General features: G+C 33.3%; 19 protein-coding genes and 1 rRNA gene (1 of these 20 only partly in view). 7 read left to right on the plus strand and 13 right to left on the minus strand.

The window, feature by feature from the left end:
- From QI155_RS06130 to QI155_RS06140, 3 genes are all read left to right on the plus strand, one after another.
- Nucleotides 1-1,982: ribosomal RNA gene (locus QI155_RS06130) — 23S ribosomal RNA — on the plus strand; it begins 978 nt to the left of the window's first position.
- A 173-nt stretch (nt 1,983-2,155) separates the two neighbouring features.
- Nucleotides 2,156-3,592, plus strand: a complete 1,437-nt coding sequence (locus QI155_RS06135; protein WP_068860050.1) for a sigma-70 family RNA polymerase sigma factor — start codon at nt 2,156-2,158, stop codon at nt 3,590-3,592.
- Complete coding sequence (locus QI155_RS06140; RefSeq protein ID WP_281321306.1) at nt 3,589-5,424, plus strand: transketolase; 1,836 nt, start codon at nt 3,589-3,591, stop codon at nt 5,422-5,424. Before QI155_RS06135 ends, QI155_RS06140 begins: the two co-directional genes overlap by 4 nt.
- Here the strand turns inward: QI155_RS06140 and QI155_RS06145 are convergent.
- Genes QI155_RS06145 through tolQ form a run of 6 tightly spaced genes read right to left on the minus strand, consistent with a single transcriptional unit; the run spans nt 5,344 to nt 11,182 of the window.
- Entirely contained in the window at nt 5,344-7,164 is a 1,821-nt protein-coding gene (locus QI155_RS06145) for a sugar phosphate nucleotidyltransferase (RefSeq protein WP_281321307.1), read from the minus strand. The two genes, QI155_RS06140 and QI155_RS06145, sit on opposite strands and share 81 nt — an antisense overlap.
- Nucleotides 7,157-8,323 (minus strand): DUF1343 domain-containing protein, encoded by a 1,167-nt coding sequence (locus QI155_RS06150; protein WP_281321308.1) that lies wholly within the window; start codon nt 8,321-8,323, stop codon nt 7,157-7,159. Before QI155_RS06150 ends, QI155_RS06145 begins: the two co-directional genes overlap by 8 nt.
- Nucleotides 8,324-9,523: a hypothetical protein gene (locus tag QI155_RS06155; protein ID WP_281321309.1), complete on the minus strand. Its 1,200-nt coding sequence runs from the start codon at nt 9,521-9,523 to the stop codon at nt 8,324-8,326.
- Nucleotides 9,520-10,152: an energy transducer TonB gene (locus QI155_RS06160; protein ID WP_068861750.1), complete on the minus strand. Its 633-nt coding sequence runs from the start codon at nt 10,150-10,152 to the stop codon at nt 9,520-9,522. The genes QI155_RS06155 and QI155_RS06160 overlap by 4 nt, the downstream gene beginning before the upstream one ends.
- Nucleotides 10,149-10,553: an ExbD/TolR family protein gene (locus tag QI155_RS06165; RefSeq protein ID WP_068861751.1), complete on the minus strand. Its 405-nt coding sequence runs from the start codon at nt 10,551-10,553 to the stop codon at nt 10,149-10,151. Before QI155_RS06165 ends, QI155_RS06160 begins: the two co-directional genes overlap by 4 nt.
- Nucleotides 10,541-11,182 carry a protein TolQ gene (gene tolQ, locus QI155_RS06170; protein ID WP_068861752.1) on the minus strand — a complete coding sequence of 214 codons (642 nt, stop codon included), beginning with the start codon at nt 11,180-11,182 and terminating at the stop codon, nt 10,541-10,543. Before tolQ ends, QI155_RS06165 begins: the two co-directional genes overlap by 13 nt.
- A gap of 152 nt (nt 11,183-11,334) precedes the next feature.
- On the opposite strand from tolQ, the gene QI155_RS06175 reads away from it, so the two are divergent.
- Nucleotides 11,335-11,844 carry a ribonuclease H-like YkuK family protein gene (locus tag QI155_RS06175; RefSeq protein WP_281321310.1) on the plus strand — a complete coding sequence of 170 codons (510 nt, stop codon included), beginning with the start codon at nt 11,335-11,337 and terminating at the stop codon, nt 11,842-11,844.
- A gap of 18 nt (nt 11,845-11,862) precedes the next feature.
- Here the strand turns inward: QI155_RS06175 and QI155_RS06180 are convergent, their stop codons facing one another.
- The 3 genes from QI155_RS06180 to QI155_RS06190 all read right to left on the minus strand — a co-directional run bounded on the left by QI155_RS06180 (nt 11,863) and on the right by QI155_RS06190 (nt 14,436).
- The gene (locus tag QI155_RS06180) at nt 11,863-12,078 is read right to left on the minus strand and encodes a hypothetical protein (RefSeq protein WP_068861754.1); all 216 of its coding nucleotides are present in this window, start codon (nt 12,076-12,078) and stop codon (nt 11,863-11,865) included.
- Nucleotides 12,079-12,112: 34 nt separating this feature from the next.
- Nucleotides 12,113-12,688 carry a hypothetical protein gene (locus QI155_RS06185; protein ID WP_068861755.1) on the minus strand — a complete coding sequence of 192 codons (576 nt, stop codon included), beginning with the start codon at nt 12,686-12,688 and terminating at the stop codon, nt 12,113-12,115.
- A gap of 212 nt (nt 12,689-12,900) precedes the next feature.
- Entirely contained in the window at nt 12,901-14,436 is a 1,536-nt protein-coding gene (locus QI155_RS06190) for a PAS domain S-box protein (protein ID WP_281321311.1), read from the minus strand.
- A 386-nt stretch (nt 14,437-14,822) separates the two neighbouring features.
- On the opposite strand from QI155_RS06190, the gene QI155_RS06195 reads away from it, so the two are divergent.
- The 3 genes from QI155_RS06195 to QI155_RS06205 are packed head-to-tail and all read left to right on the plus strand — an operon-like array spanning nt 14,823 to nt 16,762.
- A complete protein-coding gene (locus QI155_RS06195; RefSeq protein ID WP_068858941.1) occupies nt 14,823-15,587 on the plus strand; it encodes a flagellar motor protein in 765 nt (254 codons plus the stop codon).
- Entirely contained in the window at nt 15,584-16,225 is a 642-nt protein-coding gene (locus QI155_RS06200; protein WP_083200023.1) for an OmpA family protein, read from the plus strand. The genes QI155_RS06195 and QI155_RS06200 overlap by 4 nt, the downstream gene beginning before the upstream one ends.
- A 3-nt stretch (nt 16,226-16,228) precedes the next feature.
- Entirely contained in the window at nt 16,229-16,762 is a 534-nt protein-coding gene (locus tag QI155_RS06205) for a PilZ domain-containing protein (RefSeq protein ID WP_068858922.1), read from the plus strand.
- A 75-nt stretch (nt 16,763-16,837) separates the two neighbouring features.
- Here QI155_RS06205 and QI155_RS06210 read toward each other — a convergent pair whose 3' ends face one another.
- The 4 genes from QI155_RS06210 to QI155_RS06225 all read right to left on the minus strand — a co-directional run bounded on the left by QI155_RS06210 (nt 16,838) and on the right by QI155_RS06225 (nt 24,563).
- Complete coding sequence (locus QI155_RS06210) at nt 16,838-20,092, minus strand: ATP-binding protein (protein ID WP_068858919.1); 3,255 nt, start codon at nt 20,090-20,092, stop codon at nt 16,838-16,840.
- Complete coding sequence (locus QI155_RS06215; protein ID WP_068858916.1) at nt 20,089-21,516, minus strand: PAS domain S-box protein; 1,428 nt, start codon at nt 21,514-21,516, stop codon at nt 20,089-20,091. Before QI155_RS06215 ends, QI155_RS06210 begins: the two co-directional genes overlap by 4 nt.
- Nucleotides 21,513-23,120 (minus strand): methyl-accepting chemotaxis protein, encoded by a 1,608-nt coding sequence (locus QI155_RS06220; protein ID WP_068858912.1) that lies wholly within the window; start codon nt 23,118-23,120, stop codon nt 21,513-21,515. Before QI155_RS06220 ends, QI155_RS06215 begins: the two co-directional genes overlap by 4 nt.
- Nucleotides 23,121-23,732: 612 nt before the next feature.
- A complete protein-coding gene (locus QI155_RS06225; RefSeq protein ID WP_068858910.1) occupies nt 23,733-24,563 on the minus strand; it encodes a universal stress protein in 831 nt (276 codons plus the stop codon).

The following is a 24,563-nucleotide window of genomic DNA, read 5'->3' on the forward strand; positions in this document are numbered from 1 at the left end:
CAGGGAGTGAGACTATGGGCGCTAAGGTCCATGGTCGAGAGGGCAAGAGCCCAGACCGTCAGCTAAGGTCCCTAAGCGGATGCTAAGTGGTAAAGGATGTGGCACCACGAAGACAGCCAGGATGTTGGCTTAGAAGCAGCCATCATTTAAAGAAAGCGTAATAGCTCACTGGTCGAGTGGCGCTGCGCCGAAAATTTAACGGGGCTTAAGCATCCCACCGAAGCTACGGACTGTCTGTAAAGACAGTGGTAGGGGAGCATTCTGCTAACCTGTGAAGGTGAGTCGCGAGGCTCACTGGAGGAGGCAGAAGAGACAATGCTGGCATAAGTAGCGAAAAGGCTGATGAGAAGTCAGCCCGCCGTAAGCCTAAGGTTTCCCGGGGAAGGTACATCCGCCCGGGGTTAGTCGGGACCTAAGGCGAGGCCGAAAGGCGTAGCTGATGGATAGCCGGTTAATATTCCGGCACCACCTGATTGACGTTATTACCGAAGGGGGGACGCAGGAGGATAGCCTGAGCCTGCTATGGTTTGCAGGTCCAAGCACCGAGGCTGAGGGAAGAGGCAAATCCCTTCCCTCATGAAGGCTAAGGTGTGACGGGGAAGACCGTAAAGGTCGAACTCAGGTGATTTCACACTGACGAGAAAAGCCTCGTAGGGAGTCATTCAGGTGCCCGTACCGCAAACCGACACAGGTAGGCGAGTAGAAGATACTAAGGCGTTCGGGAGAACCCTCCCCAAGGAACTCGGCAAACTCGCCCCGTAACTTCGGGAGAAGGGGTGCCTCGAGTAGGGTGAGGATGTAAATCCGAGCCCGAGGAGGCCGCAGTAAAGAGGGCCTGGCGACTGTTTACCAAAAACACAGGTGCCTGCTAACTCGTAAGAGGATGTATAGGCACTGACGCCTGCCCGGTGCCGGAAGGTTAAGGGGAGGAGTTAGGGGGTAACCTCGAAGCTCCAAACCGAAGCCCCGGTAAACGGCGGCCGTAACTATAACGGTCCTAAGGTAGCGAAATTCCTTGTCGGGTAAGTTCCGACCTGCATGAATGGCGTAACGACTGGGCCGCTGTCTCGGGGAGGGACCCGGCGAACTTAAGCAACCGGTGAAGACGCCGGTTACCCGCAGCTAGACGGAAAGACCCCGTGCACCTTTACTACAGCTTGGCAGTGAGTTCTGGCAATACATGTGTAGGATAGGTGGGAGGCTATGAAGCAGGGACGCCAGTTCCTGTGGAGCCGTCGGTGAAATACCACCCTTGTGTTGTTGGGACTCTAACCGTGAGCCGTTATCCGGCTCCGGGACACTGCCTGGCGGGTAGTTTGACTGGGGCGGTCGCCTCCTAAAGAGTAACGGAGGCGTCCAAAGGTCTCCTCAGGCTGGACGGAAACCAGCCGTTGAGTGCAAAGGCATAAGGAGGCTTGACTGTGAGGGAGACATCCCGAGCAGGGGGGAAACCCGGGCTTAGTGATCCGGTGGCTCTGTGTGGAAGGGCCATCGCTCAACGGATAAAAGGTACGCCGGGGATAACAGGCTGATCGGGCCCAAGAGTTCACATCGACGGCCCGGTTTGGCACCTCGATGTCGACTCATCGCATCCTGGGGCTGAAGTAGGTCCCAAGGGTTGGGCTGTTCGCCCATTAAAGCGGTACGTGAGTTGGGTTCAGAACGTCGTGAGACAGTTCGGTCCCTATCTGCTGTGGGCGTAGGAGACTTAAGGGAGGCTGCCCCTAGTACGAGAGGACCGGGGTGGGCGGACCTCTGGTGTTCCAGTTGTCGCACCAGCGGCAATGCTGGGTAGCTATGTCCGCAAGGGATAACCGCTGAAGGCATCTAAGCGGGAAGCCCGTCCCAAGATTAGGTCTCCCGTTCCTGGGGAAACCCAGGACCTAAAGGCCCCTGGTAGACTACCAGGTTGATAGGCTGGAGGTGTAAGCACCGTAAGGTGTTTAGCTTACCAGTACTAATAGGCCGTGAGTCTTGACTTACTCTTTTACTTCTTCTTGAATAAATTTTTCTTTTCATTAATTTCAATAGAAAAGAGAGGAAGGTTAATCCCTTTCTCTCTTTTTATTTATTTTTTATGACAATTTTAGGGATTGAAAATTTTTCAAAAATTGATATTATTGAAATATAAACTATTTTTTGAGAGGACAATGATATGAAGGAAAGGGATATATTTGAAGAAATAGTAAATTTAGGTAAGAAAAGAGGAAAATTAACATATGATGAAATAAATGAAGCTCTTCCTTCTGAATATTTTTCACCAGATGAATTAGAGGATTTAATTGATGTTTTAAGTGATATGGGAGTAAAGGTTGTAGATGAAGATGAAGAATTATTTTTAGAAGAAGAGGAGGAATTAGAAGAGGAGGAACATGTAGAAGATTTAGTTCAAGCATACTTTAATTCCATGGGTGATATCCCAATTTTAACAAAAGACGAAGAAGTTGAACTTGCAAAAAAATTGCAAGAAGGAAAGAGCATAATTAAAGATACAGTTGTTGGTTTATCCATATATAAAAAGATTTTAGATGAAGTTAATAAAGAGGAAGAATCAGAATCTCTTACAGAAGATGAAAAGGCTGAAGAGGCTTTAAGTCGCACGATAATTAAATTAGAAGATTTAATTAATCAATTAGATAAAGTAGAGCAAAAGATAAAGGAATATGGTACTTTAAAGGATTTAAGAAAGAAAATCAATGATTTAAAAAAGGCTGGTGAAAGTCCTAAAACTTTAGAAAATTTATATAAAGAGGTCTATGCTGACATAAAAAAGATAGAAAATGAATCAGGACTAAAAGTTGATGAATTAAAAAATGTCTGGAATAAGATATATAAGGCTAAATGTCTTGTTGAAGAAACAAAAAATGAATTAATAACCAGAAATTTAAGACTTGTTGTCAATATTGCAAAAAATTATGTTGGAAGAGGATTGCCTCTTCTTGATTTAATAGAAGAAGGTAATATTGGTTTAATGAAGGCTGTTGATAAATTTAAATATGAAAAGGGATTTAAATTTTCAACATATGCTACATGGTGGATAAGGCAAGCTATTACAAGAGCACTGATTGATCAAACTAAAACAATAAGGGTCCCGGTGCATATGATGGAATTTTATAATAGAGTAACAAAGGCATCCCGTGAATTAACCCAACAGCTTGGAAGAGAACCGAATAACGAAGAAATTGCAGAAAAGCTTGGCGTTCCTGTAAGAAAAGTTGAGGAAGTTTTTAGAGCTATTCAAGATCCTATTGGATTACAGACGCCTATCGGGGATGAAGACACAGAGCTTGAAGATTTCATCGGAGATAAAACTTCTCCTTCTCCTATTTCTGAAGCTGAAAGAACAGAACTTAGTGAGCATATTCAGAGAATTCTTAAGACCTTAACACCTAAGGAAGAAAAAGTAATAAAAATGAGATTTGGTATAGGAGAAGACAGAGATCATACACTTGAAGAAGTTGGAAGATATTTATCCATAACAAGAGAAAGAGTTCGACAAATAGAGACAAAAGCTCTAAGAAAATTAAAGCATCCAAGCAGATTAAAACTTCTTAAGATGCTTCTCAGTGACACTGTAGAACCAAAAAAGTGAAGTATTTAGAAGAAATAGCAAAACTTTTAAGATACTATATTCTTTCATCTACAACACAGGCAGGTTCTGGACATCCTACAACCTGTCTTTCAGCAGTAGAGTTAATGGCAAGCCTCCTTTTTGGAGGCTTTTTTCATTTTGATGCCGATGACCCTCAGAATCCAAACAATGACAGACTGATTTTTTCAAAGGGTCATGCAGCACCTCTTCTTTATTCTTTATGGACAGTGGCTGGAAAGTTAACAGAAGATGAGCTTTTAACTTTAAGAAAATTCGGCTCTCCCTTAGAAGGACATCCTGTAAGAACATTCCCATATTCTGAGGCAGCTACAGGTTCTCTTGGTCAAGGACTTTCAATTGGAGTTGGTATGGCTATTAACGGAAAATATATTGATAGACTTCCCTACCATGTTTTTGTATTACTTGGTGACAGTGAAATGACTGAAGGCTCAGTATGGGAGGCAATACAAATTGCAGACTATTATAAGCTTGATAATCTCATTGGAATAGTTGATGTTAATAGATTAGGTCAGAGAGGCGAAACAATGTACGGATGGAATTTATCTGCCTACGAAAAAAGAATTTCTTCTTTTGGATGGAAAACTATATGTATTGATGGACATAATTTTAATGAAATTTTTAAAGCCTATGAAGAAGCATTAAGTAGCAATGTCCCCTCAATGATTATTGCAAAAACAGTAAAAGGAAAAGGAATATCCTTCCTTGAGGATAAAGAAGGAAGACATGGTGTTGCACTAACTAAGGAAGAATTCAATCAAGCACTGAGAGAACTTGGAGAAATAAAAAAGTTTTCGGTTCCTTTAAAAAAACCTGAACCATTAACTCCTAATCCTGAACTTTTACAAACAAAAGAATTTATAAAAAATTATTCAATTGGTGATAAAGTTGCAACAAGAAGAGTCTATGGAGAAGCACTTGTTAAAATTTTCCCAGAGTTTTCTAATATTGTTGTCCTTGATGCAGAGGTCTCTAATTCAACATATGCAGAAATATTTAAAAATCATTATCCAGAAAGATTTTTTGAATGTTTTGTTGCAGAACAAAATATGGTTGGAATGGCAGTTGGACTTTCCCTTAGAGGCAAAATTCCCTTTGTATCTACTTTCGCAGCCTTTTTAACCCGTGCCTTTGATCAAATAAGAATGGCTCAATACAGTGATGTAAATATAAAATTTGTGGGCTCCCATGCTGGAGTCTCTATTGGACAAGATGGAGCAAGTCAGATGGGACTTGAAGATATTGCAATGATGCGCAGTATCTTAAATAGTGTTGTTCTGTATCCCTCTGATGCTGTTTCTACTGAAAAGCTTGTAAGAGAAGCAGCAAATTACAATGGAATTGTTTATATCAGAACGACCCGTGCAGCTACACCAGTTATATATAACGAAAATGAAGATTTTCCAATTGGTGGGGCAAAAGTTTTAAAAGCATCAGATAGAGACTTGTTCACAGTTGTTGGAGCAGGTATTACCTTGCATGAGGCATTGAAAGCTTATGAAGAACTTAAAAATAAAGGAATTTATATTAGGGTCATCGATCTTTACAGTGTGAAACCATTGAATACAGAGTTACTAAAACGAGCTTCTTCTGAAACAGATGCAATTATAACAGTTGAAGACCATTACCCTGCAGGAGGGATTGGTGAAGCTGTAAAAGGTGAAGTTGGTTCAGAAAAGATTTATAGTCTATCCTGTAAAAAAATACCAAAGAGTGGAAATCCTGAAGAACTTTTAGATTATGAAGAAATCTCTGCAAGAGCCATTGTAAATAAGGTTCTTGAGCTTAAGGACAAGATTTTTTATTCTTGGTAAATCAATATAACATTCTTCCAAATCCATTAGAAGTAGGGTTAATCCATAAGGAATAAATTTAAGAAAGCTTTTTTTCCCTTTTTTTGAAGCTAAAAATCCATAGGCACCAAGAGCTTGCATATGTCTTTGAATTCTACATAATGAAAGCTCCTTCAGAAAAGATATATATTGAAGATTACAGTGTTTGATATAAAAATTAACAAGTCTTTTTCTTAATTCATTATTAAGTTCTACATAAGGATCCCAAATTAGGGAGGCTATATCATATCCAGCTGGACCCATCCTTGCACTTTGATAATCAATAAAATAAACTTTCCCATTTTTTAACATTATATTTTGGCTTTGTAAGTCTCTGTGCACTATTACTTTTTGAGTTTTTGAAAGAGTATCAGCAATCCAATGGAGTTCATCCTCTAATCCTTGATATTTAATTTTGAAAACCTCTTCAACGCATTCCTTTAAAAAATAATCACTTTCCCATCGAAAATAGGAGTAATCAAACTCTGGAAGATTTAAATTTGTTGATTCCTTGGAAATTTCCCAGTGAAGTTTCCCAATTTTTTCAAGTATTTTTTTATAAATTTTTTCAATATCTTTATCATTTCTTTTGCACTGTAGCCAACTATAAAGTGTTAAATCTCCAAGGTCTTCAAAAATAATTATTTTATTATTCTTGTCGAATTTAATAATTTCCGGAACAGGGAAATTATTTTCTTTTAAAAAATTACCTAAAGATATATTCTTTTCAAAATCTTCTAATAATTTTTTCCATTTACAAAAAATTCTGCCATTTTTCCTGAAATATTCTCTATCAGAACCGCTTAAGGTTAAGGATTCTTTTACAGGAATTTTAATTGGAATTCTATAATCTTTCCCAAAAATTGAATTGGAAATATTTTCGCTTTCGGGATTAAATTCAGTTTCTGGAAGAATTATAATATTTTTAGCCTTAAAGGGTTTTTTTATTTTTACATTTTTTTCGATAACCACATTTCCATTAAATTCTATTAATTCACATCCTGAAACAGTTGAATGCACAAATAGGGAAGTAAAATTTCTCTTTAATTTATGAAAAACTGCTCGTGCATATTCATTTGGAGTTCCTATATCAAACCAAAAATTGTAATTTGCTTTAAATGTTTTTACTTTTAATCCTTTTTTTATAGCTTTAATCCAGACATCAATTATTGATGAAGGACCCTCAGGTAAAAGTTCAAGAATTTGAGGGCTATAAATTGCAACTCCACAAAAGGCAACACTTTTTTCTGTTGGACTTAGATTATTTGAGCTATCAATTCTAAGTAAATTACCTTCTTTATCGATAATTAACTTGTTTTGAGGTTTGTGTTCATGAGTAATAAGAGTTATTGAATTTTTAGATTCAATATGCCACTCAACTGCTTCTTTAATATTTCCATCCCAGTAAATATCTCCGTTATGTACTATGAAGTGAGAATTCTTAAGAAATTGTTTTGCATTCCAAAGGGCTCCTCCAGTTAAAAGAATTTTTTTTTCATAGAATGTGTGAAGTGGTAGATTATAATTTTTTATATAATCTTCAATTTCTTTTGCTTTGTAATGTAAATTTATACCAATATGTTGGGTTATAGGTCTTAAATTTTTAAAAATATGTTCAAGTAAAATCTCTCCTGCAATTGGCATTAAGGGTTTTGGTATGTGTTCTGAAATTGGTCTTAATCTTGTTGAGTATCCTGCAGCAAGTATAAATCCTTTAATCATAAATTAAATATTTTTCTCTTATTTTTCTGAAGCTTTCAAGTTCATCATTCCACCAATATTCCATATTCTTAAGAGATTTGCCTTCCTCAATATCCTTTCTTAATCGGTCGGAACCTGAAAGAATATCAAAGGGAAGTTTTTCAAATTCATATTCATAGGGAGGCTCACGCCAGATATTAATTTGAGGATAAATCTCTTTTATTGTAAGCAAAATTGCAACTGCTGTTTTAAAGGGTTTAAATTTTTTTCTGTCAATAACATGAATCTGAACACCGCCACATAACTGTCCTGAAAACTTATTAAATGTTGGAGTAAAATAAAGGGGTCTAAAAAAAACTCCTTTTAACTTAAATTCATTTAATCTTTTTACAAGTTTTTCAGGCTCAATAAAGGGAGCTCCAAATATTTCAAAGGGTCTTGTTGTTCCTCTTCCTTCACTTAGAATTGTGCCTTCAAGTAAACACATTCCAGGATAAACAGTGGCTGTATCAAGGGTTGGCATATTTGGAGAAGGCATTACCCAGTGAAGTCCAGTTTCATTAAACCATGATTTTCTTTTCCAATTTTTTAAAGAAATCACTGTAAGGTCAACTTTTGGATAAAAATTGTCTTTAAAGTATAAAGCAATTTCTCCTATTGTCATTCCATGTCTTACAGGCAAAGGATGAAGACCTACAAAAGATGTAAAATTTTTTTTAAGTAAAGGTCCTTCGGTAATAATTCCTCCAATTGGATTTACTCTATCAAGAACTATCAGAGGAATTTTTCCTTCACAGCTTTCCATGCACAAAGCCATAGTCCAGATAAAGGTGTAATATCTTGCTCCAACATCCTGTAAATCAATAATCAAAATATCAATATCTTTAAGCATTTCAGAAGTTGGTTTTCGTGTTTTTCCATATAAACTATAAACTGGTAATCCAGTTGATTTATCAATAAATCCTTCCCATTCAATCATGTTATCCTGAGTATTTCCAAATATTCCATGTTGGGGACCGAAAAAAGCAGAAACTTTAATTTTTTTAGTATTAAGAAGTACTTCTTTTGTATAGATTAGTTTCCTATTTACTGATGCAGGATGAATAAGTAATCCTGCTTTTAAACCATGAAATTTTTTGTCAAGAGCTTTTTCAAATAGATCTATACCTGATTTAACCATTTATCTACTACAATGGGGAAGATATCCATGAGTTAATGATTTTTGCACTGCTCCATCGGAGCTTATGAGAAAAATCTCTTTTTTGTCAAATCTATCAGACATAATCGTTAAAAAATGTCCATCAGGACAAAAAGAAGGTTGCTCATTATTACCATCTTTTGTTATTTGAGTTTGCATATTGGAGTTTAAATCTAATACATTTATTTGAAATCCTGCTGACAATGAAGAAAACGCAATTTTATTCCCATCAGGACTTATGGTAGGCTCTGTATTATATCTACCCTGATAGGTAAATCTTCTTATAGATAAACCATCATAACTCATCTGATAAATCTGAGGGGAGCCAACTCTGTTTGATACGAGAAAAATATGAGATGGAGCAAACCTCGGAGATGCATCAATCCACCTTGAAGATGATACAGTTTTATTTTTTCCAGACAGATCCGATATTTTAATTTGAGATAATTCTCCGTCACTTTCTAAATAAATAATTTCATATTTATTTGAAACATCACCAAGTTTAAGTAAATTTCTGCTTTTTATTATTTCTCTATTAGATTTATTGGAAATATCAAAAACTTCAATATGCCAGAATTTATTTTGAAGAGATGAATAAAAAATTTTGTTATCCTTGAGAACAACTCTTGAAATAATTTCTCTTCTAATGCCTGTATCTTGAATCTGTTTTCCATTCCAGTTGCTTATAAAAATTCCCATTGAATTTTTAAATTTTCTTACAAAAGTAAATTGATTAAAAAATGGAGAGTTTTTTCCTGTAAGAAGTCTATAAATATCAGAAGCGATAATTTTACCTGTGTATTCATTATCTTGTAAAGAGTAATCTTTTGTAAATATCGGAGCATCTGTTGTTACAGTGTAAACTTTAACATCTATCTTGCCAAAACTTACAGCTCTTATAACTATTTCCACATCAGCTGATTTCCATAACAGAGGGTCAAATTTTTCACCCCTATAAGGAAAAGGTCCATAAATCTTAAAATACTCTGTAAATTCAAGTTCTTCTTTTATGGTGTTACTAACCTTTGAAATTCCTTCAAAACCTTCTAATGCGATGCTGAGTTTTTTGATTCCAGGTTGTGTTATATCAATATAAATTTTTTCAGCAAATGTTGAGTTAGATATAAGATTAAAAAAAAGAATAATTATTATAATTTTGATTGTCTTAAAGATACCTTTCATGGCTTAAACCTCATTCCCACAATTACTTCAGATTTTGGAGGAGGAAGGGGGGAGGATTTTTTAATAGCCCTTATCACAGAAGAATCAAATATTGTATTTCCAGAACTCTTTTCAAAACCTTCAATAATTACTTGTCCGTTTGAAAGTATTCTTACTGCTACAACCGCTTCAAGATTTTTAGGAACAGTATCAGGTATGTTCCAGTTCTGTCTTATAAGTCCAGAAATAATGGCAAGATAACTTGACAACAACTCATTAGAATCAGGTTTATTTGTAGATGAAGCTGTATTAGATTTCAAAGAATTAGAAATAGCAATTTCTTGAATTCTTTTTTTTGCTCTTATTGCAGAAAGTCTTTCCTCAAGAAGCTCTTCGTCTGATTTAATTTTTTTTTCATTAATTTTTTCTTTTTGTTTCACAATGGGATTTAATTTGGCAATTTCATTTTTTTCTGTATTTTGTAAATTTGAATTAGTGATACTTTTATTAATAGATTCTTGAATCAAGGTTATATAGGTAATGTTTTTCAAGTCATGGGTAGAATTTCTTATTCCAAATATTAGAAGGAGGATAAATAAACTATGAAAAATGATTGATAGAAAAAGAGAAGAGTAAATCTTTGTTGTCATTGATTTTCTTTTGGTTCTGTTATCATTCCAATTCTTTCTATTCCAGAAGCCTTAATCTCTCCCATGACTTCTGCTACAAGTCCATAGGGAACATCTTTATCTGCTTTTAGTAAAACAGCTATATTAGAATCTTTAAAGGCTGAAAGAATAGATTGCAATTCCTGCATCTTTGATAATTTTTCATTAACATAAATTTTTCCTTCTTTTGTAACAACAATATTAATTTTTTCTGCCTCTTCAATACTTTTTCCCTTTGCTTTTGGTAAATTAACATCAATTCCCTGTTGCATAAGTGGAGCAGTAATCATGAAGATAATAAGCAACACAAGCATTATATCAACTAATGGAACAACATTAATTTCAGCGAGCGCTGATTTTCTACGAGGTATTAATCCTGCCATGGATATTTCAAAATTGTTTCAGAAAAGTCATTTAATTCATGAATCAGTTTATTTGCTTGATTAGTAAAATAATTATAGGCAATTACTGCAGGGATTGCTGCAAATAAACCAGCTGCCGTTGCTATCAATGCTTCCGCAATACCTGGTGCAACTGTAGCCAGTGAGGCAGAACCTTTTATTCCTATATTGCGGAAGGCATCCATTATACCCCAGACAGTTCCAAAAAGTCCTATAAAAGGTGTAGTAGATGCTGTAGTTGCAAGAAAACCTAAGTAACTTTGAATTTTATTAATTTCTTCAGAGGAATATTTTTTTACAATAAATTCAAGATTAAAGTTATTTGGGTTATTAGAAGGATTTTTTCTTGAAATTTCTGAAAATATCCCTCTGTAAAGGGAAGCAAGTGGACTTAATTCAAATCTTTTCGCCGATGAAAAGAGATCTTTATGGTTGTTTGTATTGATAAATAAATCAAAAAAACGTTCATTTTCGTGCTTCATACCCTTGTAAACTTTAATTTTATAAAAAATAATTGCCCATGAAAAAATTGAAAAGAAAAGTAGAATAATTAGAACAACCTTTGCAACAATTCCTGTTTGTTTAATAAGATCAATAACTGTAAGTTCCATAAATAGAATAATAAAACAGGATAGTTTTAAATGTCAAACTATTTTGTTTATTGGGGTTTTATATATTTAAAATTTTATTTGCAAACGTTTTAAAGGATTTGGTAAAATTATCATAACAATTTAAAATTTTTATTGCAGGAATAAAACCTGCATTGAAAATACAGACTATGGAAAATGAGTCGTTAAAAAAGGTTTTTTTTCACAGTCCCACATACGGAAGTCTTTCCTTTCAACAGGTTTTTGAAAAAATTATAGAATTTGTGAAGGAAGCCCCAGAGAGGAAATATAGCTTAATTGTTGGTAGTGACTCTTTCCCCGGAGAAGAGACAGTTTTTGTGACAGCTATAATTATTCACCGTAGAGGTTCAGGTGGTCGATATTTTTATAGAAAACTTAAGTATGAGAAGATGGATAATTTAAAATTACGAATATTTACAGAAGCATCTTTGAGTCTGGAAATCGCAGAAGCCTTAAAAAAGAAGCTTTCTGAAAATGGAGTATCTAAACTTCCAGTTGAGATACATCTTGATGTAGGAAAGAATGGAGCAACAAGGAATATCGTAAAAGAAGTGATAAAAATGATTGTAGGTTCAGGTTATGTGGCTGTGACTAAGCCAGATTCTTTTGGTGCTTCTAAAGTAGCTGATAGACATACAAATTAAACCGTAACACTGCAAATTTTAAGTAATATGTAAATTGGAATTTAGTTTTTCAAGAATTTTTCTGGATGTCTTAGGAATTTCTGATATAACCCATTTATCATTTATTTTGAGTTTGTATATTCTCCTTAGATGAATTATTAAATCCTTTACTGAATATTTCTTTAAAAGCTCTGCCTCCCTTAATTTCATATATACTCTGTAATAATAAAGCAGACTAAGAAAATTAACAAACATCTATCCCTGTAACATTAAATCATCCCTCTACTCCCTAAACGATACTGTATTTCATAAAATCTTTCAATGGAAAAACTACCCCCTTTTTTAGAAAATCAACTACTGTTTTTCTCTTCATCCCTATATCTTTTAGTATTCCTGATATGCTTTTTGGTGAAAGCTTGCAATCTCTTATTCTGTCACTTAAATCTGATGTTATGTAATAATGTCCAACATTTTTTATTGCTGTACAGTGAAAAAATCTTAAAATGGAAAATACATATAATTCCTTATAATAAACAGGAAAATACTTCTTAAGTAATTCATAAATATCAGAGGTGATGGAAAAACAAAAATCTGTTGCACCAAACTCCTTTACTGTTATGTTTGTTAATCCTTCTTTTAGTCTTTCATGTTTTGGCTTTATAAGACCCTGCGGAGTTATCTTGCCAAGATATTTCTCTGTTACTTTTCTTGCCCTTCCTTTCTTTCTATCCCATATGGACTTTATTTTGTATAAATAATAATTGCTCCCAATCTGGATAATCTGTGTGCCAGATGTTTTATGCTTTTTTACCCATTCTGGTAATTCTTTTTTGTCAATATAGTAGGAAAATATACAATTTATCAATTTGATAATAAATTTTACTTGTGTCTATTACTTAATTTAGGCGGTGTTAAGGGTTAATATTTTCTCTAATTATTACCTAAACTGAATCTATTTGAATTCTTTTTTCCTTCCTTAAACCCCTCATGTCTGCTTTCATATTAACTGATCCTTTTTTCATAAAACTTTTGACATTATCTATTATTTTATAATTTGAATTATACAGAGTGAAAAATTTATTTATCAAGGACTTCTCTTATTTTCTTTGATAAAAGTTCAATGCTAAAAGGTTTTTGAATGAAATTATCGGAATTTTCATCAACTCCATATTTTTTAAGAGTATTTACTGGTAAGGCAGACATGTATAGAACCTTAATATTTGGTCTATATTTTTTTATTCTTCTTATCAACACAGAGACTCCTATACCCGGCAGAACTACATCTGATATAACAATGTGAATAGTTTTATTGTAAAATTGAGCCATTAATAAAGCCATATCTATTGTAACTGCCTCAAGTGGTTTATATCCTAGTTTTTTTAAGATTTCAATTACCAATTTTCTTACATTTTCGTCATCATCTATAACAAGAACTGTTTCATTACCTGTATAGATTTTATCTTCTTTTTCAATGAATACTTTTTCTATCTTTTTATCAACTCTTGGAAGATAAACTTTAAAAGTTGTTCCCCTGTCTTTTTCAGTATGCACTGTAATACTTCCTTTATGTTTTTTAACTATACTGTATACGGTTGACAATCCTAATCCTGTTGAGTATTCTTTAGTAGTAAAGAACGGTTCAAATATTTTATCTATAAAATTTGAAGGTATTCCAACTCCCGTATCAGTAAAAGAAATTGTGACATAATGTCCTTTTTTCAAACCGTGATATTTATTCAGATGTTCATCATTAATTTCCACATTAGAAGTTTCGATAATGAATTGACCTCCAAGAGGCATAGCATCTTTGGCATTTGCGGCGATATTCAAAATAACTTGAATGATTTGTGAAGAATCAGCCTCTATAGCTCCAAGGTCAGGTGATAGTTTTTTTACAAGCAGAATGTCTTCACCAAGTAGTCTTTTAAGAATATCCTCAATATGTTCAATTAATTCATTAACATTTAATACTTCCAGCCTGGATGGTTGTTTTTTACAAAATGTAAGTAGCTGTTTTACAAATTCTTCAGCTTTTTCAACTGACGAAAATATGATTTTAAGATATTCATTGACAGGATCATGTTCACCTGTTTTTGCAATTGAAAGCTGGGTAAATCCTTTAATTGGTGTAAGTATATTATTTAAATCATGTATAATACCTGCTATAAATCTGCCAATTGATTCCATTTTATGAGACTGAATTAGCTGTTCCTGAAGTTTTTGATTTTCCTCTTCAGCTTTTTTAATTTCTGTAATGTCCCGTATAAAATTCAGCGTGGCTGTTCTTCCATGCCAATTTATTGGAACCGTTGTAGTTTCAATCCATACAGGATATCCCTCTTTATGAATAATTCTTAATTGATGTTTTTCAGGTAAGTCTTTTTCTCCTTTAATCATTCTTGTATATAAATCCATTGTTTCAGGAATGTCATCAGGATACAGAAATTCTAAAAAAGGTTTTGACAGTGCTTCTTCGAGTGTATATCCAGATATTTCAAGCATTTTAGGATTTACAAAAAGAATTTTGTCATCCTGGGCAATTACAATACCTTCTCCAGCATTTTCAACAATAATTCTGTATATTTCTATCGATTTATTTAAAATGTCTAACATATTTTTACCTTATTTTGGTTAATTTTAAATAATTTTTTTGTTATAAGATATTGATCTATAAGATTTTTTCGGGGGGGGGGGGGGGTAGAATATAATAAATTATCTCCTACGGAGAAGAAAATTTCTGTAGAAAGAATGCTAATATAAAAGAACATAAAATAAAATATCATAAGTAAAGTAAAATTTCAATGCTTTTTTGCATACGGTGGTTACAATATAAAAATGTCACATATATGTTAGCCTTTATTTTATAGAGACTAAAAATATAAGAGGGAGGCTTAATGGAAAAGTACATAATCTCCCCAAGCAGAATTTGTTCTTATGAATTCAGTATTTTCAATAAAAAATTTCAATTAAAATTCTAATTGTAATATAATATTATGATTATGAAACGAATTTTAGATCCTTTCGTAATTTTTGGTTTAATTGTTGGAATTAGCTCGATAATTGTAGGGAATATAGTAGAAGGGGGCACAACTGCTCATATCCTACAATTGGCAGCTGCACTTATTGTTTTTGGAGGTACCTTTGGAGCAACTGTTGTAAGTTTTCCTATGAAGGATTTGGTGAATGCTTTTAAAGTATTAAAAATTGCCTTTTTTAAATCTGTTAAATCAGATCGTCTCCTAATTGAAGAAATCATAAGTTTACTTGTAATAGCAAGAAAAAGAGGGATAATGGCTTTAGAAAATGAAATTCCCTCTATTTCTGACCCTTTGTTAGCAAAAGGGATTCAGTTAATCGTAGATGGATATGAAATCAATGTAATAAAAGAGGCTATTTATCGGGAAATAAAAAATTATGAAGACTCAATAAAAAATGCAGCAAAAGTTTTTGATGCAGCGGGTGGATTTGCTCCAACAATTGGGATAATAGGTGCTGTTTTGGGATTAATTCATGTACTACAAAATGTTACAGATCCATCAAAGGTTGGTCAAGGTATAGCAGTTGCTTTTGTAGCAACCATTTATGGCGTAGGCTCTGCAAATTTAGTTTTTATCCCCATTGGAAAAAGAATTCTTCAGAGGGCAAAAGATGAGATAAAAAGAAAACTTATAATTATGGAAGGGATTACAGGAATAGAAAAAGGAATAAATCCTCATTATTTAAGAGTAATTCTTGAAAGTTTTAAAGATGGAGGTAAAATTTGAAATTGGAAGTTGATGAAAAAGAATCTGAAGAAAAAGAAAATCATGACAGATGGTTAATTTCATGGGCTGACTTTTTAACACTACTATTTACTTTTTTTGTTGCTCTCTATGCTTTATCTACAGTTGATAAACAGAAAGCAGAGGATTTATCAGTATCCCTTAAAACAGTGTTCAAAATAATAGACCCACCGATTAAAAAAGATATTGAAAAGCCCGATGTCATAAAAGAACTTGAAAAAGCACTGAGTCAATATCCAGAAATTACAATAAGAGAAAATCATCGGGGTTATGTTATAACAGTTCAGGATACTGTACTTTTTAAATCAGGCGAATATGAACTTAATGAAAGTTCAAAGGAAGTTCTTAATAAAATTGTGGTAGCTTTGAAAATGTTACCAAACAAGATTTCAATAGAAGGACACACAGATAACATTCCAGTAAAGGGTATGACATTAAGGTCTAATTGGGATTTATCAGCATTAAGAGCACTTTCTGTTCTTTATTATTTTAAAGATTCAGGTATCTCACCTGACAGGCTATCTGCTACTGGCTATGGAGAATATCGTCCTATTTCAGACAATGAAACAGAAGAAGGAAGAGCCAAAAACAGAAGAGTAGAAATAGTATTACTGAGGTAAGAAATGGAAAAGAAAGAAATATATGAAAAACTTAGAGAACATGTTAGGCAGGATGTAAAAATTCCATTTTCTGTAAAATTAATTTCTTCACAGGAATTAGAGATGCTTTCAACAAAGATTTTTGGTTATATAAATCTTTACGAGGCAAAAACAGTAGAAGATACAAATTATAATATATCTGAAAGACTAAATCGTATTGAAGAAAAAATTGATGCTATATTAGATATGTTTTTATTGCAACAGCATGGGTTTTTCAATTTACCTGAATCAATTATTAATTTGAGTGGAGGAGGATTAAGTTTTATATCAGATAAACACTACAATAAAGGAGATTTTCTTGAGATAAAAATGCTTTTGCCTGAGCCAACACCTGTTGGAGTCATTACTTATGGAGAAGTTGTAAGAGCAGAAAAAAAAGAAGGAAAAACTGAAATTGGAGTTAAGTTTATTAAACTTAATGAAAAAGAAAGGGACTTCATTATAAGGTTTGTTATCTATAAGGAAAGACAAAAACTAAGGGGAAAAAATTTACAATAGAAAAATGTATCAAATCCATTTTGAAAAGGGAAGTTTAATTTCTTAAAAGTCTATCGGTGATTATGGGGCAATATCTTATTTAACCCGCTTATTATAATCTTCAATTAATTTCTGAGACTCTTTTTTAAGCTTCTCAACCAGTTCTAAGTACTTAGAAGTTTGTCCTTTCTTTGTAGCCTCCTCAATTTCTTTACAAATAAATGAGATGCTTTCAATTCCTAACAATGCTGAACTTCCCTTTAGAGAATGAGAAAGTATTAAAAGCAATTCCCTATCATTTTTAATAGCTGATTGAGAGATTTCCTCAATTTTTTTACCTAAGGTTTCAAAAAATTTCTTATAAAGATTAAAAAGAGTTTCATCAGGAAGCCTGATTTTTTCTTTAGCCCGTTCAATAAATGAATCAAGCTCAGTTTTTTCAACCTTAGAGGTTTTTTCAGCATAGATTATCTTTGCATATTTTTTTATAATTCTTTCAAATTCTTTAATTGGAACAGGTTTTGGAAGATAATCATCAAATCCTGATGATATTAGATTTTCCATCTCTCCCTTTAAAACATGATCTGTAAGAGCCACAACAGGCAATTCTGGATAATCTTTTTTGATAAGCTTTGCTGCCTCAACTCCATCCATAACAGGCATGCTTATATCCATAAAAACAACATCATATTTTTTCTCTCCTACTTTTTCCACTGCTTCTGCACCATTTAATGCAAAATCAACTTCAATACCGTATTTTTTAAGTAATTCTTCAAAAAACATTCTGTTAACCTCATTGTCCTCTGCAACAAGAACTTTAAGTGGAATTTTTATCTCCAAAGTGTCCTCTTTCTTTGGTGAAAGAAATGAAATTGTCTGCATAATTGCAATATAAAGCTGGGACGGAGTTCCTTTTATTGTGATAACTTTTTCATGTTCAATATAGTCTTCTTCAGAAACCAAAACAAGATGCTTACATTTTTCAAGACATCTTTCAAGGTCCTCTTTATCAAAAAATATTCCAATGTCAAAACTTTTCTCAGCCTTTGAAAGCTCAATATGAGAATAAGAAATATGCCATGAGCCAAGCATTAAGGCAATTTTTTCGCTTCTTTCATCAAAGGTTTTAAATACGCAAATTTTTAAATTATCAAACATCTTATAAAGACTTGATTCTGGGGTACATTTCTTCAAAGGAATTGTAAAATAAAAACTACTTCCTTCACCTACTTTGCTTTTAAATTCAAGGGTTCCACCTATCATCTTCACCAGAGAATAAGAAATTGAAAGACCAAGACCTGTTCCACCATATAAATATGAATGTGCCTGAACAAATTTTTCAAAGACTGTAGCTTGCTTATCTTCAGGAATTCCTATTCCTGTATCTTTTACCTCAAATCTTACAAACTGGCTGTCTTCAAAATCCTCAACAACATCAACAGCAATATTTATCTGTCCTGTTTCTGTAAATTTTATTGCATTGCTTATAAGATTGCTTAAAACCTGTTTTAAAGCTTCCTTAGGCATTGTAAGGCATTCATAGATTTTCGGGTCAATGCTGTAAAAGTATTTTAATCCTTTTTGCCGTGCTTTTGGTGCAAAAAGTGTTATTGCTCTGTCAAGCTCAACAAAGGGATTAACATTAAAATACTCAATCTCCATCTTTCCTGCTTCTATTTTTGCCATATCAAGTATGTCATTAATTATGCTCATAAGGGTTTCAATTGAATTCTGTATCACTGATATGTATCTTTTCTGGGTATCATCAAGTTTTGTCTTTGAAAGTAAATCAAAAAAACCAACAATGCCTGTAATAGGAGTTCTTATTTCATGGCTCATTCTTGAAAGAAATTCTGTTTTCGCCTTTTCTGCCTCAAGAGCTTTCTGCCTCTGTGTTTCAATTTCTGTTACATCTGTAAAAATCTTTACTAAAAAACTTTCTGTTTCAAGTTCAACCTTCCTTACATTAACAGAAAATATTCTTTCCTGACCAAATTTATCAATCATAACTGCAAGATGAATCTTATCAGCTTCACTTAAAATTTGCTCTGACCAGTGATGTTCAGGAGTTCCTTTTTTTAAGTATCCTTCTTTTTCAACAAAAAGCTCAGAAAGGAATTTATGCTTTGAAAGAAAATCATTAATGTTTTTATATGGAAAAATCTCAAAAAATCTCTTATTTAAATAGTTAACACCTTCAACGGGTCTTCCTATTGCCACAATGCTTTCCTGGGCATCAAGGATTGCTTCAATTTTTCTATTGAATTCATTTAACTTTAAAAAAAGATTTTCTATTTCTAAGAAGCTTTTATTGCAAATTTCAGAAGTTTTACCAATCTCATCCTTTGAATATACTGGAATCATGCTGTATTCATCTGTCTTGCCTTCAAGAAAGCATAAGAATTTATTTAATCCATCCTGAAGTGCTTTTATTGAAAAAATCATCCTTCTGTTTAGATAAAGGGGAATAATAATGACAAATAAAGCAAATAATAAAGAAAGTGAAGTGAGAAAATAAAATTTTCTAATAAAGCCTGCGTATTCTTTATCAATGCTAAAAATAATTCTGTCAATTACAGCTGTTTGTATTTCTTTTTGAGCCTCAATTAGATTTGAAACTGTTGCAAGCCATTCAGTAGATGAAAATTGAATTTCATTTCTGTTGATAATTCTATTAAGTATTTTATCTAAGACTTCTTTTTTAGGATTAAGAAGAATTTTTTGTATGTATAGAGTTTTAAAATCCTCATCAGCTATTTGGAAAAACTGTTTTTGATTATGTTCAAGCTCACCTTTAGTTGTTATGAGCTCGAAAAGACTATCTCTGTCAAGATAATTTTTTCTTAAAACTAATAAAACAGCATATTCAAGTTCAGACAGAGATTCTTTTATCTGCGTAATCCTTGTATGAGTTCGCACCAATTCCATCTCATAGCCTATATAACCTGCCAGCTTAAGCATTTCGTTTGTTAATGAACTTATTAGTTCTTTATAAGAATTTGAAATGGTTTGTAAGGAAAACCCTGAATCAACCTTTTGTCTTAAAATTTTTAAGTTTTGTTCATACTGAACATATTCAGGTATTAAAGCATCATCTGTATTTTTTCTTTGTTTATGAAGTTTATCTCTTTCAAGATTTGCAAGAGTTAAGGCACGCTCTTTCTGAATTTCATGGATTAGATTTTGAAGAGCTTTTACTTGCATTGCATTATATTTAGCTCTTTTTAACAAGTCAATCTCTCTTTTATAATTGATGGAATTGAAAAATGCAAAGACTAAAAAACCAAATAAAGGCAATGATATTATTAATAGAAACTTTGCTTTTATGTTTAAATTATCAAAAATTTTCATTGTTTTAAAGGAATATATATCTCAAACTTTGTTCCTTTATTAGGTTCACTTTCAACAAAGATAAATCCTTTCAAAAGCTGAACAATGTGATAAATCGTTGTTAAGCCCATGCCTGAGCCTTTTTCTCCCTTTGTTGTAAAAAATGGTTCAAATATTTTCTCTTTTGTTTCTTTATCCATTCCAATGCCTGTATCTGTTACAGATAAACATATGTAATATCCCGCAAGTTCTTTCTTTCCTATAAGAGTTAAAAATTTGTCTGGTATTTGTTTTAACTTTGCCTCAATTGTAATTTCACCTCCCTCTGGCATTGCATCCTGTGAATTTAATACAAGATTTGTAATAATCTTTTCTATATCTGTTTTATCTGCAAAAACAGTTAATGGCTTTTCATCGATTTCTAAAATTAGATTTATATTTTCTTTTAAAGAAGCTTTAAGAAATGTAGTTATGTTTTTTATTACATCCCTTAAATCTATTAGTTCTGGATTTCTTCCTATTTCTCTTCCAACTCCCAATATTTCTCTTATGTTCATTGATACAGAATCAACTATTGAAAGAATTTTCTCAATGTATGAATTTTTCTGTTCATTGTTTTCTGATTGTAAAGCAAGCTGGACAAAACCTCTTATCCCTGTAAGCATGTTTTTTATTTCATGAGCATAGATTGATGTGAGTTTCCTTACAGATTCCATCTTATGTGAAATTATTATCTGTTCTTCATATTTTCTTAGCTCTGTTATGTCAGTTAAAAAAAGTGCATATCCATTTTCCTTTTCAAGTCTTATACCTCTTAAACGAAAGATTTTCCCACCAGATTTAATTTCTTTTAAATAACTGTTATGAATTTCATAAAGTGATATCTGAGGAAATATGTCAAATATGTTTTCGCCTAATGCCTTATGAAATCCTGTATATTTCAAAAAAGCTTCATTACAGTAAGTAATTTTACCTGAGAATTCTAAGATTGCAACACCTACAGGAGAATGCTCAATAACATTGAATAATTTTCTCAGTTCTTGCTCAGCAGTTTTCCTCACTGTAATGTCCCTTACTATCTGGACAGCTCCAATTAAATCACAGGCTTCATCATAAAGAAGATGGGCAGACATTCTTACCCATGCACCTTTTCCATTATAAAGATTTGGGGCAAAGGTTTCTGTTTCAACAGTCTCTCCTTTTATTTTTAAATCATCTGGATAGCTAATCTCAGGATTTAAAATATAATCAACTAGCATAGGTCTCCGAAATCCGTAAAAGGGAATGGAATACTCAAAATTATTTTTTCCAATTATTTCTGTTTCCTTAACTCCTGTAATCTCCTCCATTACCTTATTCCAGATTGTAACTTTTCCAGCTAAATCAATAGCAAAAACACCATCTGGAAGTAGTCTTATAACTCTTTTTAAAATGTTTTCTTTCATACCTTGACTCCCTTTATAGCCTCAGTAAGCTTTGTTATTACATTATTTAAATTTTCAACTTCTTTTATTACTTCCTCTGTTGTATTTTTGACATCCTGTGAAAACTCACTTGAACGCTCTGCAGAATGAGCAACCTCATCAGAGGCTGAGGATTGTTCCTCAGTTGCAGTTGCTATCTGTGTTATTGCATCTTTTACCCTTTGAGAAAAATCTACAATTCTGCCAAGTGATTCCTTAACCTCACTTAAAGCCTTTAAAGCCTGTAAAACTTGCTCTACTGCTTCATCCATATTTTTAATTGATTCGCGAGATTCTGCCTGAACACGGGTTATTTTCTGTGCTATTTCATCTGTTGCTTTAATTGTCCTTTCAGCCAATTTACGAACTTCATCGGCAACTACGGCAAATCCTCTGCCCTGCTCACCTGCACGAGCTGCCTCAATTGCTGCATTCAAAGCAAGAAGATTTGTCTGATCTGCTATGTCTTTGATTACTGTTACTATATCTCCTATTTCTTCAATACTGCTGTTTAATGAATCAATGGTCTTCTTTAATTTTTCTGTTGATTGATTTGCTTTATTTACAATATTTGTAGCTTTATCAGAAAGTAAAACTCCTTCCTGAGCAACTTTCATGCTTTCAGTTGCTAAATCACTGGCTTGAGCAGCATTTTTGGCAATATCTGTTATTGTTTGGCTCATCTCCTCAGCAGCTGTTGCAATCTGATGGGACTGAGAAGTCTGTTCCTTTGATTTTGTTTTAAGTGTTTCAACATTCATTTGAAGAGAGTTGGCAGTTTTCTGAATCATAGTAGTTGCATCCATTATTTTTTTAACAAGGCTGTGTGTGAACTCCTCAACACTTCTTATGGATCTTGCAATAACCCCAATTTCATCCTTTCTTAATCTGTAACCTTTTCCAAATCCTATCTGAGAAAAATCTCCTTTTGCAACTTCTTCAAGCTTCTGTGCCATGTCTGGAATAGCTTTTAATGCTTTATTTGTTAAGAATAAAAGCATGTTTATTGCTAAAGCAGAAAAAATAAACAATGTTGAAAATATATAAAAATTCCTTTTCATTAAATTTATTGAAGCCTCTTCTGATTTTTTAAAACTTGCCTGCTCTTCATTTATAATTTTAGAGAGAACATTATCCCTTATATTTCGCCAGATTTCTGTAAACTCTTCTGATTTTCTTTGAGCTTCCTCTTTTTTACCTTGTTCTACAAGAACAATTATTTCCTTTAATTTTATGTTAATATCTTGCCATTGTTTTGACAATTTTTTAAGCTCTTCCTGAGAAGCTTCTTTACTTAAAGTAGTTGCTTCATTTATGTTTTTCAGTGCTTCATCAAAATATTTAACTGCATTCTGTTTTGATTTTTCGTCCTTTGGATTCAAAATTACATTTCTTATTGATGCTACCATCTGTGTCGCATTCGTTTTTAATTCCTGAAGAGAAAAAAGAATCTTCATTTCTCTGTCAACAAGTTCCTTGATAGTGTTTTCAGAGTTTTTTTCTGTAAAATAAAAAAGCAGAAACAAACCAAGCAAAGTTATGATGCTTACTGCATTGGTTAAATGAAGCAGTCTTTTAATTGTCATGATCCCCTCCCTTTAAAGGAATGAAAATTTATAAACAGATTCTTTGAAAATTATAAAGCTTAATAAGATTGATTTTTTGGAGGGGGGCGGTAATCTGAAAGAAAGTGCTGTCTTGCTCTATTTTAGAGATTGTATGCATGGGCAAAGCCTCACATAAATACTTCGAATTTGTGGGATAACAGTTTTTGGAAATTTGAGTTTTTGTGCTACTCTGTAGGAGCGTAAGCGACCGAATCTCATTCTTATTGATTTTGATCTCATTCTGAACGAAGCATTAGCGAAGTGAAGAATCCCTTCCCTTTTTATAATCGGAATGAGTTCCTTCGGCTTACGCCTCAAAATGATGCCTCGCGTTGTATTGAACTCCTCGGAATGGCAAAAAAAGAGTTCCTTCTTCGGCTTTGCTTAAGGACAGCGCCTCGTGGGGTATTGAGTCTCTCGGAATAAACAATATAAGCGAAAGACAGCTTTTCCTCAATCAGTAATTTTGGAGGTAAAAAGACTATTTGACCATTTTTTAATAACAATAAAATATTTAAGAGGAGATTCTTCGCTTCCCATAATGAAATCTTTATTATTCTGAGAGAAAACAAAGAATCTCCTCTTTTTAAATTACTTTTTCTTTACAACCATTACTGGTCTGGCTGATGTACCTATTACTCTTTCGGTTACGCTTCCCATGAAAAATTTTTCAATACCTGTTCTTCCATAGGTTCCCATAACTATCAAACCAGCAGTATTTTTGTTTGCTACATCAACAATTTGTTCAAAGGGTTCTCCCTTTGCAATAACTGTTTGAACTTTTACTCCTTCACGTTCAGCAGTATCTTTAACTACCTTTACAGCTTCTTCTGAATAGGCAACATCCGTATCTCTCTTTGCAACAGAAACTGCAATGAGTTCACTGTTAAATCTTTTTGCTATACCAATTGCTTCAGAAACAGCTACCTGACTATATACTGAACCATCGGTGGCTATCAAAATTTTTTCAAAATTCAAAGTAGTTCCTGTTGGAACAACAAGAACTTTGCATGGTGCATTACCAATTACTTTCTTACCTACTGCACCAAGCATCACTCCCTTTTTGCCAAGTATAATCAAGTCCACGCTGTTTTTAATTGCTTCATCAATTATGTATTTGTATGGCTCTGGTCCTGTATAACTTATTGTTTCACACTTTACACCTGCCTTATCTGCAATTGCCTTAACATCATCAAGTGCCTGTTTTGCTCTTTTTTCAAGAGAATCTATAAGTTGAGGAAGAGTTTCTACAAATTCTGCGGCAAACATCGGAACTTCTGCTACGCATATTGCATAAATTGTGCTTCCACAGGGTTTTGCAAGTTCAACAGCAGCTTGTGCAGCAAATTTTGCAGACTCTGATCCATCGGTTGCTAAAAGTATTTTATCTACTTTGGTTAATGGACATGCTCCAATTGCCAT

Source organism: Thermodesulfovibrio sp. 1176 (assembly GCF_029946585.1).
In the GTDB taxonomy this organism is placed as follows: domain Bacteria; phylum Nitrospirota; class Thermodesulfovibrionia; order Thermodesulfovibrionales; family Thermodesulfovibrionaceae; genus Thermodesulfovibrio.